This window comes from Pseudomonas sp. efr-133-TYG-103a, assembly GCF_030209235.1.
Lineage (GTDB): Bacteria > Pseudomonadota > Gammaproteobacteria > Pseudomonadales > Pseudomonadaceae > Aquipseudomonas.
In genome coordinates, this window is sequence record NZ_JARVSK010000020.1 from 77,864 (window position 1) to 91,047 (window position 13,184).

Consider the following 13,184-nt stretch of genomic DNA (forward strand, 5'->3'; position numbering starts at 1 on the left):
TACTGTAGATTGAAGTGCTATGGGTGCCAGAGACTTCGTATTAATAGGATTTAAAGGGGCTTCAGAATGGCTTTGAGTCGAGTTTTCAATATCCCCACAAGTGAGGGGAGTCTGGAGCTAAAACTGGAGGCAGGGCGTCCAGTATTTATTCTTGGAAGGAATGGTACAGGGAAATCTGCGCTTATTTATAAATTGGCTCAAGGTAATGTTGAAAAGCTAATCTACATGCCTGGCTCTCGTCCGAATGTCTTCGGAGGGGAAGGTCTCTCTATGACTCCAGTGTCAAGAAGGGAGCTGACAACCAATCTCCGTTATTGGGATGTCGTACCTGAAGTTCGATGGAAAAATTTGTCCGGTACTGCGCGGAATGAAAGAGCCATCTACGATCTTCAAGCCTCTGAAGTTAGCTACAACGCCGAGGCGGTGAGGCAGATCAGAAACGAGGATGTCGGAGCAGCCGTGGCCTTGCTGCGTTCAGGTGCTTCGCCGCTCGAAAGGGTTAACGCAATACTGGCCCAAGCAAGTTTGCCGGTCCGGATCCTTGTGTTGAATGGAGAGCTTCAAGCGGAACGGGGAGATGCGGTATACAGCTTTGCTAAGATGTCCGATGGCGAGCGCTCGGCTCTTGTGTTCACAGCAGAGGTAGTCGCTGCGCCTGAAGATTCAATTTTCATCATAGATGAGCCAGAAGTTCATTTGCATCCTGCAATCGCAGTGCCTTTGCTTAGGGCTCTTATGACTGGACGGCCTGACTGCGGATTTATAGTTGCTACGCATGAGCTTTCTTTGCCGCAGGTTATAGACCCAGCAACTTTTATAATCGTGCGCGATTGTACTTGGGGCGGCGCCGACGTTCTCCATTGGGATATGGACCTCATTGAGGATACTGCCTGTATACCAGACTGGCTTCGAGCGGATATTTTAGGGTCTCGTAATAAAATTCTATTTGTAGAGGGGGACAGTACAAGTCTCGATCAGCCTCTTTACGCTCTGTTGTATCCAGATGTATCAGTTTGGCCGCGAGAAAACTGTCGAGAGGTCATGAGGGCTGTCGAGGGCCTAAAAGCAGTGGATGCCCTTCATCGCATAGCGGCTTATGGCTTGGTGGATCTTGACGGGATGGAAGAGGGCAAGGTGCTTGCTCTTGAGAGTAATGGCATATTTTCTCTGCCGTACTATTCCGTCGAAAGTTTGTATTATTGTCTTCCGGTGCGGACTGCCGTTGCTCGACGACATGCTGAATTGTTGGGTGGGGATTCGGACGCAATGCTTTTGGATGCGAAAGTTCGTGCGCTATCAGCTTTAGAAAGTAGAGGGACCATTGAGCATTTGGCGAGTCGGTTGGCGGAGCGGAGGATGCGAGATCTTGTAATGAATGCGATACCCAGCCGCGAGCAGATGCTTCAAGCCGTAGATGGTACGGTTAGGATTGATATCGAGTCCCCTTATCGCAGCGAGTTGGGGCTTCTCTCGTCCTTGCTGGAAGAGCGTGACATAGATGGTGTAATCGCTCGTTATCCAATCAGAGAATCTGGCGTTCTCAACTGTATCGCAAAAGCGCTTCGGTTTAACGGGCCTGCTGATTATGAAGGGGCAGCGCTCCGCGTCATTGGGGCAGATGAAAATCTCCGACTCGAGGTGAAGGCTATGCTCGGCGGGTTGTCTCGAGCCATTGAAAGTGACGTGGAGGCTCGCTGATAGATTGTTTTTTTTTTTGCGCAGCGGACATCTATTACATTAGACCTGCTGCGCGTGCGATAGAAGGTAATGTCTTTAAGAAGCGTAACTGGGAGCCCAAAAGATGGCGCTCTCCATACTGGCGACTTACTGATCCATTATCGTGTCCGGTTATTGCATCATGAATCTCCTCGGGGACGCCTGCTTCTCGACACATGGTCTTAAAGCTATGGCGGAAACCATGAGAAGGGCTGACAGGCGTCTCCAGCTCTGCGACCTCGCGAAGGTACACGCCCCAGCGCTTGCCGAAGTTGTGTCCATACCAGCCCGTAGGGTTGGGTTTGAGGGCCGGAAAGAGCTGTCCAGATGCAGGCAGGCCCTCGACGTACTCAATGAAGCCAAGGTCGATCAGGTCTTGATGGATGACAACCAAGCGATGGCTACCTTTGGTCTTCAATGTCCTATCGTCGTCTGCTCCTTCCCCAGACACGCCAAGGAGGTCCAGATGCCATATGCCGTCCTCGGACTTACGGACCTCGCTGGCTTTCATTTGAGCAATCTCCTCCCTTCGTGCGCCCGTGTAGCAGAGCAAGAGAGGTAACCACTTCCAAGCTTCTCCAAACGAGGCCCGAGGAGCGACCCATTCCCCCTTGAAGAACGGGCTTGAGAAGACCTGAATGAGCTCCGCTTGGGTGTAGCCTTTGCGGGTGGCTGTGCGAGATTGCTTAGCGCTCGCTTTGCGCAGGGACTTCGTGATACCCGAGGCGACCACTGGGTTCTCTGTGATGTATTCCATCTGCACTGCGTAGGCCAGGACCGAAGAAAGGCCCATCAGCTTGTTCTTGATCGTTGCGCTACTCAGCAGGGGCAAATCATGCTGCTTCGCTCGGGCAATCTGCTCGTGAGCGTTGAGCGCTTTGAGGCCCTCGCCCTTGGATGGCATCTGACGAAGCAGGTTGTAGAACTCTTCAATCGTCCTGCGCTTGATTTGTTTAACTGGAAGGTCGCCCAGCAGCTCTACGAATCGGACGATGGTGGTCTGATATTCCCCAGCGGTCTTCTCCACGTCGCGCTTCCCATCACCCATGTGACGATGATTCCGAGCCCAGTGCTCAAAGACCACGGAAAGGGTCTCGCTTGGGCCCTCTGTCTTCGCCTTGTCGATGCTCAAGGGAGCTTCGTGGGGTAGCTCAAAGACCGCAGAGTAGTCGCCATAGTGACGCTTGTAGGCAATCTCGGACAGCTCCAGATGCTGCGCCAAGAATGCTTCGTACAGGTACTTGTAGAAAGGCGTGCCGGGCAAGGGCATTGGCAGTGAAACCTTCGCCAGCTCATCGGCTACCGTTTGATCGAGGTGCTTTCGAGCCCGTGACTCCAGACCATCGGGGCCCAATAGTGCTCTCGGGCTTCTGACGCTGAAGTGATCTCGCAGGGTCTCGTGGCCTACATCTTCCGAGCCGATGAGATATCCCTCAAATCGTCCGGTGGATTCCATATGCTCAAGCTCAGCCTTCGCCCATCTCGCGGCGAGCTGAATAGCGTCTTGAAGGGTAGGGGTGTGAGTGCCGGAAAGCTGGAGACGCGTGTTCAGGAAGAACTGTTCTGATTGACCCCATGCAGCGGCGAAACGGGTCTTGGCCTCGCGAACATCTTTTGTGCCCAGCGTGCGCTTGTAGGTCTCACCTGCGTCAGGAAGGAGTGGCCTGATGTCCTTCGGGATACGACGGCGGATGTAGTAGGTCCCAGTGCGGGGATCTTTCCAAGGTTGAGCCATAAATGCCATCGTGTACCCGCCGTGTGTACTCATATGAGACGGGTTACAGCTACTCCAGATAGTAAAAACCCCCGAGACCTTTCGGAATCAGGGGTTTTCGGTATTTGGTGCCCAGAGACGGAATCGAACCGCCGACACGGGGATTTTCAATCCCCTGCTCTACCGACTGAGCTATCTGGGCAACGGGGCGCATTAGACGTGTTTTTCAGGAGGTCGTCAAGCGTGTTGTTGAAAAAATTTGAATTATTTCCTCCGCTTACGATGAACACTGTCTGCAAAGGGTTATTCGGACGGCGGAACGTAGCCTTCGGCCTTGGCGTATTCCTCGCCCGAGAGGTACTTGTCCATCTCGGTCTGCAGAAACTTGCGGTCTTCAGCGTTCATCATGTTCAGACGACGCTCATTGATCAGCAGCGTCTGGTGCTTCTGCCAGTCAGCCCAGGCTTTCTGCGAGACGTTGTTGTAGATGTCCTCGCCCTTGGCGCCCGGGTAGGGTGGGCGCTCCAGGCCTGGCAGTTCTTCTTTGTACTTGCGGCACATTACGGTACGGGTCATGACGACTCTCCTGCATTCAATACGTCGGCTGCATGTTTGAGCAGCTTCTTGACCGGGGCGGCGAGGCCCAGGCGCGGCGGGGTGGCGAGGTTATACCAGAGCCAGTCGTCCTCGGCCACGTGATGGGCGGACTCCTCGACCCGTACCAGCCAGGGTTCGATGGTCAGCTGGAAATGGCTGAAAGTGTGCACCAGCCCCGGTAACGCCTGGTGCTCGCCCATCGCCAGCACGTGCTGATCGGCCAGATGCTGCATGTCGTCGAAGTCTTCCAGTTCCGGCAAACTCCACAACCCGCCCCACAGGCCTGTCGAAGGGCGACGGTACAGCAGGATTTCGCCCTGATCGTTAGCGAATATCGGCATCAGGGTGCGCTTTTGCGGCACGGTCTTGCGCGGCTTGGGGATCGGGTAGCGTGTTTCCTGACCCAGCATGTGCGCCTCGCAGCCTCGCTCCAGTGGACACAGCAGGCAACTGGGCTTGCTGCGTGTGCAGAGCGTCGCGCCCAGGTCCATCATCGCTTGAGTGTAGTGATTGACGCGGCTGTGCGGTGTGAAGCGCTCCGCGGTGATCCACATCTGTTTTGCGACCTTGGGTTCGCCCGGGTAGCCCTCCTGAGCGGTGAAGCGCGCCAGCACGCGTTTGACGTTGCCGTCCAGGATCGGCGCCCGCAGGCCCATGCTGATGCTGGCGATCGCGCCGGCAGTCGACAGACCGATTCCGGGCAGTTCGGTGAGCTTTTCAACGTCGCGCGGGAATTCTCCGCCATGCTCGGCAACGACGATCTTCGCGGCCTTCTGCAGGTTGCGGGCGCGGGTGTAGTAGCCCAGCCCAGTCCACAGGTGCAGCACTTCGTCTTCGGGCGCGTCGGCCAGCGCCTGCACGGTCGGCAACGCCTCCATGAATCGGTCGAAGTAGTTGAGAACAGTGCTGACCTGGGTCTGTTGCAGCATGATTTCCGATACCCAGACGCGATAGGGCGTGATGTCGTGTTGCCAGGGAAGATCGTGGCGACCGTGCCTGTCGTACCAGTCGAGGACGGCGGTGGAGAACTGCTCGGGTTGCATCGTGGTTCCGGACTGAGAGAAATGGCGCATCCATGTGTAGGAACCCGGACTACTGCGGGAGCGAACTCATCCGCTCCTGCAGTATTTACGCGGGCTGACTATCTTACCGCTTGAACAGTCCCTTGATGGCGTCCTTGAGCTCGGGACTGACCTTGTCGCCGAGTTTTTCATCGATTTTGTCACCGATCCGGTCCGTCGCCAGCTTTGCAGCGACGCGGCCCAGGCCTTCGTTATCCAGTCGGCAGGCCTTGGCGCCCAACTCCAGCGGGCCTCGGCAGAGGATCGGCCATTCAATGCCGACAAAGCGTGGATTCACTTCGCACGCCGGGTCCGGCATGTCGCTCTTGTCGCCTTCGATGATCACGCCGACGCGGTAATTCATGCCCATCACGCGCAGGTCGATGTCACCGTCGCCGTTGACGGTCAACCCGGGTGTGCGGACTTTCAGGTCCGGATTGCTGGCCACGCCGTTGCGAAACACCAGACTGCCGTTGAGCTGCTGGAATGGCGTGTCCTTGCCACGAGGTTCGCCGCTCAGGGTTTTGCGATTGAGGGTCGAAATGCCTCGACACAGCTGCTGTTCCAGATTGGCATTAACCAGCACGCCATCGTTCAGGGCAAAGCTGGCCGTGCCGTTGAGGCTCTCCACCAGCGCCTTCTCGCTGTTGCCCTTGGCGGTGACGTCGCTGGTCAGGTTCATCAGGCCGCGCAACGGTGGTGCAGTGCCCTGGCTCTGAATGAAGTGCTCGACCGGCACTTTGACGATGCGGGTCTGCACGCTTGCAAGCGGAACCTCGGGGCGAACATCCAGATTGCCCTTCACCTCGAAATTGCCGTTGTAGAGATCGCCACGCAAGCTGTCGAGCCGGACGACACCGTCCAGCGCCGACGTTTTCAGGGCGGCATTCTGGATGGGCAGCTTCTCGACGGTCAGCTTGCCGAAGGTCAGATCTGCATCGACGTCGAGTTTGCGCATGCGCTCCAGTGGAAGCAGTCGTGCGTCGCTCCAGGCGACCTGCGTCGGCTGGTTTGGCAGCGGCGAAGTGCCCGACGCGGCCAAGGCCTCGGCTTCGCCGCTCTGGACCTCGGATTTGCGCGCCGCACCGGCATTCTTCGCCTGTTCGCTTTGGGGCGGACGATAGCGGTCGGCGTCGAGGGTGTCGGCGCGCAGCTGCAGTCGCAGCGACTGTCTGGCGAAATCGTCGACTGCCACGCGGCCGGTGACTGTGCTGTCATCCAGCCGCAGCGTCAGATCATCCAGCGACACACTGCTCGGCGTGGCGGCAATGCGGCTGACCATTTCGAACTTGCTCAGGCTGCCTTCACCTAGCGTCGGCACTGGCTGCCCGATGTTTTCGAGGAAGTCGCGCAGGTTGAACTGAGCGATAGAGATGCCGCCGCTTAACTGAGGCGTCTTGTCCAGATCCCGCACATGCAGCTCGCCGAGAGCGCGCAGCTGATTCGCGGACAGTTTCAGATTCGTCCATTCGGCGACGTTAGCGGTCATGTCCGCGAGCAGCTGACCCTGGGCCGAGAACGTAAGCGTCTTGCCCTGCAGCGGATCACCCGCCGCCTCGCCGCTGAAGCGCATGTCGTCGAGCTGGTAGCGCTTGAGCGCCCGGTCGAATCGCAGTTTGCCGGTCAGCTCGGTTTTGGTCCGCACCACCGGCTGGTTGGTGCTGAGAAAGGCCGTCAGCTTGACCGGGATGTCGGTGGCGTTATGAATCGGGCCGGTGCTCAGCTGAATGCTTTCGGCGGAGAATTGCCGGGCTTTGGGAATGTCGTTGAAATCGATGCGGGCGTTGTTCACGGTCAGGCTGTCGATGTCCAGCTTGAGCGGCTGCCAGGGCTTGTCGGGCTTGGCCGCTGCCGAATCGACGGTGGCCTCGGGCTTGCTTTGCGGCGCCGATGGAGCGTTGGTGCTGGCGGGGACCTTGCCGATGTCTTCCCAGTTGCCGTGGCCATTTTCATCGCGGGTCAGCGTCAGGTTCAGGCCTTCGACACGCACGTCGCTCATTTGCACTTCTTTGCGCAGCAGCGGCAGGACCCGAACGGAAAGCCCGAGCATCTGCAGGTCGGCGAACGGTTTGGTCGGCTCGCTCAAGGTGGCGACGCTGGCGTCATGCAACTCCAGACCCAGCCAGGGGAACAGGCTCCAGCCGATGTCGCCGTTGAGCGTGAGCTCGACGTGGGCGCGATCGCGGACCAGTTTGCGAATCTCGTCTTTGTAGTCGTTGGGATCAAACAGATGGGTCAAGGCAAAGCCGAGAGCCACGATGATCAGCAACAGCCCGAGAATGAAGAGTCCCAGGATTTTGCCGAACGCTTTCATGGGCGAGTCCTTGTATTCGAGTCGTTCAAAATTTAGCCCGCGAGTATAGCGTTCTCATGGGGACGTCGGTTTCTGCGGCGGCATTCGCGCGCAAGCGTAGCCAATGTGAACACAAAAAAGGCGTCAGCTGCGCAGCGCGTTCCGCGACTGACGAGAACGTCGTCGCAAGGCTTCGCACGCTGGGGCGCCTGATACTGCCGATGTGCTGGTTTCACGACTGCTTTACAACCGATGACGGGCAAGCGTTGCTCCCGACGTTCGATTGGACTGCTTGAGGATGACAGATGGCATAAAAAAGGTAGTAGCAGAATGCTTTCTGTCACGTCTCAAATGGTAATCTTTCGCCGTTCGCCAGTCTTGCTGCGTCGAATTGTCACGTAATGAGACTTTCTGCCGATAAAACCGCCAGTGCCTGCGTGCATAAGAGGGGTGGCAGAAAGATGTCGCTGTTCTTGCGGGACACCACTACAAAATTAGGGGCATTAATCAATGACTACAAGCACTGCTCTGGGCGGCACTGTCGCTCAGCCTGCGTTCTTGTCCAAAGAGCGCATCATCGCCAAGCGCGGTTTCAACCGCTGGCTGGTTCCGCCGGCGGCACTGGCCATTCACCTTTGCATCGGCATGGCCTACGGCTTCTCGGTGTTCTGGCTGCCGCTGTCCAAGGCCATCGGCATCAAGACCGCCGTCGCTTGCGCACCGGACATGGGCTTCTTCGAACAAGTGTTCTCGTCCAGCTGTGACTGGCCGATCTCGATGCTTGGCTGGATCTACACGCTGTTCTTCATCTTCCTGGGCTGCTCGGCGGCGATCTGGGGTGGATGGCTGGAACACGCCGGCCCACGCAAGGCGGGTGTGGTTTCCGCACTGTGCTGGTGTGGCGGTCTGCTGATTTCGGCGCTGGGTGTCTACACCCACCAGATCTGGCTGATGTGGATCGGTTCGGGCGTCATCGGCGGTATCGGCCTGGGCCTGGGTTACATCTCGCCGGTCTCGACGCTGATCAAGTGGTTCCCGGACAAACGCGGCATGGCGACCGGCATGGCCATCATGGGCTTCGGCGGTGGTGCAATGGTCGGCGCTCCACTGGCCACCGCGCTCATGAGCCATTTCGCCACGCCGGACAGCGTCGGTGTATGGCAGAGCTTCGTGGCCATGGCCGCGATCTACTTCGTCTTCATGATCGGTGGTGCGCTGGCGTACCGCGTTCCGCCAACCGGCTGGAAACCTGAGGGCTGGACCGCTCCGGCGAAGAAAACCAACAGCGCGATGATCACCAACCGTCACGTGCACGTGAGCGTTGCCTGGAAAACCCCGCAATTCCGTCTGGTCTGGCTGGTGCTGTGCCTGAACGTTTCGGCCGGTATCGGCATCCTCGGCATGGCCTCGCCGCTGCTGCAGGAAGTGTTCGGCGGCAAACTGCTGGGCAGCGATCAGGGCTTCGCGCAACTGGACGCCTCGCAACTGGCGGCCATCGCCGCTATCGCCGCAGGCTTCACCGGTCTGTTGAGCCTGTTCAACATCGGCGGTCGTTTCTTCTGGGCGTCGTTCTCCGACTACATCGGCCGTAAAGCCACCTACTTCGTGTTCTTCGCGCTGGGCTTCCTGCTCTATGCGGCCGTTCCGACGTTGGGTCATCTGGGCAGCGTTGCGCTGTTCGTGGCTGCGTTCTGTGTCGTGCTGTCGATGTACGGCGGCGGCTTCGCGACCGTTCCGGCTTACCTGGCCGACCTGTTCGGTACTCAGATGGTAGGCGCGATCCACGGTCGTCTGCTGACTGCATGGGCAGCGGCTGGCGTGCTGGGTCCGGTACTGGTGAACTACCTGCGTGAGTATCAGCTGAGCCACGGCGTTGCGCGCGCCGATGCTTACGACATCACGCTGTACATCCTTGCCGGCCTGCTGGTACTGGGCTTCATCTGCAACATGCTGGTGCGCCCGGTGGCCGACAAATACTTCATGACCGACGCTCAGCTGAAAGCCGAGCAGGCAATCGGTCACGATGCAGGCGCCGACCACACCACTTCCCTTGAGTGGAAAGCCGACGCAAGCACCAAGCCTCTGGCGATCCTGGCCTGGCTGGCAGTGGGCATTCCACTGGCATGGGGCGTGTGGATCACCCTGCAGAAGACTGCGGTGCTGTTTCACTAAGTTGCTGTTGGAATCGGCCTGAGCATCTTCAGGCCGACGCAAAATCTGTGGGAGCGAGCTTGCTCGCGAAAGCGGTCCGACAATCGACAGAGATGTTGAATGAGCGGGCCCATTCGCGAGCAAGCGCGCTCCCACATTTGTTTTGAGGTCGCTTGCATGTGCCTGTATGCACATGTCTAACGCTCGCGGCGCTGGATTCAGCCCGTCAGTGATCTCACCCTTCGTGTTTCTGTTTCCCCGCCACACGCCTATAATGTCCGCCTTTTCGCCCAATGATTTTGCGGAGCTGGTGATGGCCGAACGTAAGGCGTTCGTCGAGCGCGACACCCTGGAAACTCAGATCAAAGCCTCGATCAACCTGGATGGCACCGGAAAGGCCCGATTCGATATCGGCGTTCCTTTTCTTGAACACATGCTCGACCAGATCGCCCGTCACGGGCTGATCGATCTGGATATCGAGAGCAAGGGCGACCTGCACATCGACGACCACCACACCGTGGAAGACGTCGGTATCACCCTGGGTCAGGCCTTCAGCAAAGCCATCGGCGACAAAAAGGGCATCCGTCGTTACGGTCACGCCTACGTCCCGCTGGATGAAGCGCTGTCGCGCGTGGTCATCGACTTCTCCGGTCGTCCTGGCCTGCACATGCACGTGCCTTATACCCGTGCCACGGTCGGCGGCTTCGACGTGGACCTGTTCCAGGAATTCTTCCAGGGCTTCGTCAACCACGCCAACGTCACCCTGCACATCGACAACCTGCGCGGCCACAACACTCATCACCAGATCGAAACCGTCTTCAAGGCGTTCGGCCGCGCGTTGCGCATGGCGGTTGAACTGGACGACCGCATGGCTGGCCAGATGCCTTCGACCAAGGGCGTTTTGTAATGCAGACCGTTGCAGTAATCGACTACGGCATGGGCAATCTGCACTCCGTGGCCAAGGCGCTGGAGCACGTTGGCGCCGGAAGGGTGCTGATCACCAGCGATGCCGACGTCATCCGTGAGGCCGACCGCGTGGTGTTTCCCGGCGTTGGCGCGATCCGCGACTGCATGGCTGAGATCCGCCGTCTGGGGTTCGACGCGCTGGTGCGTGAAGTCAGCCAGGATCGTCCGTTTCTGGGCATCTGCGTCGGCATGCAGGCGCTGATGGATCGCAGTGAAGAAAACGACGGCGTGGACTGCATCGGCGTGTTTCCAGGTCAGGTGCGCTTCTTCGGCAAGGACCTTCACGAAGACGGCCAGCACCTGAAAGTCCCGCACATGGGCTGGAACGAAGTGACGCAGGCAGTGGATCACCCGCTGTGGCACAGCATTCCGGATCAGGCGCGATTCTATTTCGTGCACAGCTACTACATCGACTCGCCGAACCCGCGGCAGATCGTCGGGCGCGGTCATTACGGTCGTGATTTCGCTGCGGCGCTGGCCGATGGCTCGCGCTTCGCGGTGCAGTTCCACCCGGAGAAGAGCCACACCCATGGCCTGCAATTGCTGCAGAACTTCGCCGCGTGGGATGGCCGCTGGTAATGAGCAAGAAGAACAAGGCGCCGATCCTGACCCTCACTTCCGAGCAGGAGAGTGAGGCGTGCCACAAGATCAAGCGCTTCATGGAGGACCGCTTCGAACTGGACCTGGGTTCATTCGAAGCGGCTGAAATCCTGGAATTGTTCACTCGCGAAATTGCGCCGCATTACTACAACCGGGCGATTTTCGATGTGCAGGTGCATTTGAAAGAGCGCTTCGAAAGCATTGAAAGCGACGTCTGGGCGTTGGAAAAGAACTGAGAGCAGCTTCGACACGCAAGCTGCAACAATGATTGACGCGCGCCTGCTGGCAGCTTTCAGCTCGCAGCTCGCAGCTCTTTTGACGAAGGAAAAAGCATGCTGATTATCCCCGCTATCGACCTCAAAGACGGTGCCTGTGTGCGCCTTCGCCAAGGCCGCATGGAAGATTCCACGGTGTTTTCCGACGATCCGGTGAGCATGGCTGCCAAGTGGGTCGAAGGCGGTTGCCGCCGTCTGCATCTGGTCGACCTGAACGGCGCGTTCGAAGGTCAGCCGGTCAACGGTGATGTGGTTACCGCCATCGCCAAGCGCTACCCGACCCTGCCGATCCAGATCGGCGGCGGCATTCGCTCGCTGGAGACCATCGAGCACTACGTCAAGGCGGGCGTGAGCTACGTGATCATCGGCACCAAGGCGGTCAAAGAGCCTGAGTTCGTCGCCGAGGCGTGCCGCGCCTTCCCCGGCAAAGTGATCGTCGGTCTGGACGCTAAAGACGGCTTCGTCGCCACCGATGGCTGGGCGGAAGTCAGCTCGGTTCAGGTGATCGACCTGGCCAAACGTTTCGAAGCGGACGGCGTCTCGGCCATCGTTTATACCGACATCGCCAAAGACGGCATGATGCAGGGCTGCAACGTTCCGTTTACGGCCGCGCTGGCGGCGGCCACGAAGATCCCGGTCATTGCGTCCGGCGGGATTCACAACCTGGGCGACATCAAGGCGCTGCTCGACGCAAAGGCACCGGGCATCGTCGGCGCCATTACCGGTCGCGCGATCTACGAAGGCACGCTGGATGTGGCTGAAGCCCAGGCGTTCTGTGATCAGTACTCGATCTGATTTGTAGGACCGCGTTTGCCCGCGATGGCGTTGTATCAGTCGCACATCCGGGACTGACACGCCGCCATCGCGGGCAAGCGCGCTCCTGCAGGTGTCCAAACTTTCGGAGATTAGGCCCATGGCCCTCGCCAAGCGCATCATCCCTTGCCTCGACGTCGATAACGGCCGCGTGGTCAAGGGCGTGAAGTTCGAGAACATCCGCGACGCCGGTGATCCGGTGGAGATCGCCCGTCGTTATGACGAGCAGGGTGCCGATGAAATTACCTTTCTCGACATTACCGCCAGTGTCGATGGTCGTGACACCACGCTGCACACCGTCGAACGCATGGCCAGCCAGGTGTTCATCCCGCTGACCGTCGGTGGCGGCGTGCGTAGCGTTCAGGACATTCGCAACTTGCTCAACGCCGGTGCCGACAAGGTGTCGATCAACACCGCGGCGGTGTTCAATCCCGAGTTCGTCGGCGAGGCGGCTGCGCGCTTCGGTTCGCAGTGCATCGTCGTTGCCATCGATGCCAAGAAGGTGTCCGCGCCAGGCGAGGAGCCGCGCTGGGAAATCTTCACCCACGGCGGTCGCAAGCCGACCGGGCTGGATGCGGTCATGTGGGCGAAAAAGATGGAAGGCCTGGGTGCCGGTGAAATCCTGCTGACCAGCATGGATCAGGACGGCATGAAAAACGGCTTCGATCTGGGCGTCACGCGCGCCATCAGCGACGCGCTGGGCATTCCGGTGATCGCTTCGGGTGGTGTGGGCAGCCTGCAGCATCTGGCTGATGGCGTGATCGAGGGGCACGCGAGCGCCGTGCTGGCCGCGAGTATTTTCCACTTTGGCGAATACACCGTGCCGGAAGCGAAAGCGTTCATGGCCAGGCAAGGCATCGTGGTTCGCTGATAGCCGCGGGTTTGTGCCTGTCAGTGAATGATCGCTCCCACGCTCTGCGTGGGAGTGACTTACGTGACGTTCTGCGCCACAGGGACGCGGAGCGTGCTGCCCTGCATTCCCACGCGGAGCGCGAGCA

Annotated in this window: 11 protein-coding genes and 1 tRNA gene; 7 read left to right on the forward strand and 5 right to left on the reverse strand. The window is 58.8% G+C overall.

Annotation, left to right across the window (positions count from 1 at the left end):
* Positions 1–66 precede the first annotated feature (66 nt).
* Positions 67–1,698 (forward strand): AAA family ATPase, encoded by a 1,632-nt coding sequence (locus tag QRN36_RS17950; RefSeq protein WP_285425283.1) that lies wholly within the window; start codon positions 67–69, stop codon positions 1,696–1,698.
* Between the two features lie 34 nt (positions 1,699–1,732).
* Here the strand turns inward: QRN36_RS17950 and QRN36_RS17955 are convergent, their stop codons facing one another.
* From QRN36_RS17955 to QRN36_RS17975, 5 genes are all read right to left on the reverse strand, one after another.
* Positions 1,733–3,451 carry a site-specific integrase gene (locus QRN36_RS17955; protein WP_285425284.1) on the reverse strand — a complete coding sequence of 573 codons (1,719 nt, stop codon included), beginning with the start codon at positions 3,449–3,451 and terminating at the stop codon, positions 1,733–1,735.
* Positions 3,452–3,556: 105 nt separating this feature from the next.
* Positions 3,557–3,632 (reverse strand) — tRNA-Phe (locus tag QRN36_RS17960).
* A gap of 101 nt (positions 3,633–3,733) precedes the next feature.
* Positions 3,734–4,006 carry an oxidative damage protection protein gene (locus QRN36_RS17965; RefSeq protein WP_093465758.1) on the reverse strand — a complete coding sequence of 91 codons (273 nt, stop codon included), beginning with the start codon at positions 4,004–4,006 and terminating at the stop codon, positions 3,734–3,736.
* Positions 4,003–5,070: an A/G-specific adenine glycosylase gene (gene mutY, locus QRN36_RS17970; protein ID WP_285425285.1), complete on the reverse strand. Its 1,068-nt coding sequence runs from the start codon at positions 5,068–5,070 to the stop codon at positions 4,003–4,005. The genes QRN36_RS17965 and mutY overlap by 4 nt, the downstream gene beginning before the upstream one ends.
* A 103-nt stretch (positions 5,071–5,173) precedes the next feature.
* Positions 5,174–7,402, reverse strand: a complete 2,229-nt coding sequence (locus QRN36_RS17975; RefSeq protein WP_285425286.1) for an AsmA family protein — start codon at positions 7,400–7,402, stop codon at positions 5,174–5,176.
* Positions 7,403–7,891: 489 nt separating this feature from the next.
* Between QRN36_RS17975 and QRN36_RS17980 the strand changes: the two genes are divergently transcribed.
* The 6 genes from QRN36_RS17980 (at position 7,892) to hisF (ending at position 13,057) form a co-directional block, all read left to right on the forward strand.
* The gene (locus QRN36_RS17980) at positions 7,892–9,553 is read left to right on the forward strand and encodes an OFA family MFS transporter (RefSeq protein WP_093465750.1); all 1,662 of its coding nucleotides are present in this window, start codon (positions 7,892–7,894) and stop codon (positions 9,551–9,553) included.
* Positions 9,554–9,845: 292 nt separating this feature from the next.
* Positions 9,846–10,439 (forward strand): imidazoleglycerol-phosphate dehydratase HisB, encoded by a 594-nt coding sequence (hisB, locus tag QRN36_RS17985; protein WP_285425287.1) that lies wholly within the window; start codon positions 9,846–9,848, stop codon positions 10,437–10,439.
* Positions 10,439–11,077 (forward strand): imidazole glycerol phosphate synthase subunit HisH, encoded by a 639-nt coding sequence (gene hisH, locus QRN36_RS17990; protein ID WP_285425288.1) that lies wholly within the window; start codon positions 10,439–10,441, stop codon positions 11,075–11,077. The genes hisB and hisH overlap by 1 nt, the downstream gene beginning before the upstream one ends.
* On the forward strand, positions 11,077–11,334 hold the full coding sequence (locus QRN36_RS17995; protein ID WP_285425289.1) for a DUF2164 domain-containing protein: 258 nt from the start codon (positions 11,077–11,079) through the stop codon (positions 11,332–11,334). The genes hisH and QRN36_RS17995 overlap by 1 nt, the downstream gene beginning before the upstream one ends.
* Positions 11,335–11,430: 96 nt before the next feature.
* Entirely contained in the window at positions 11,431–12,168 is a 738-nt protein-coding gene (gene hisA / locus QRN36_RS18000; RefSeq protein ID WP_285425290.1) for a 1-(5-phosphoribosyl)-5-[(5-phosphoribosylamino)methylideneamino]imidazole-4-carboxamide isomerase, read from the forward strand.
* Between the two features lie 118 nt (positions 12,169–12,286).
* Positions 12,287–13,057, forward strand: coding sequence for an imidazole glycerol phosphate synthase subunit HisF (gene hisF, locus QRN36_RS18005; protein ID WP_285425291.1), 771 nt, complete (start codon positions 12,287–12,289; stop codon positions 13,055–13,057).
* Positions 13,058–13,184 lie beyond the last annotated feature (127 nt).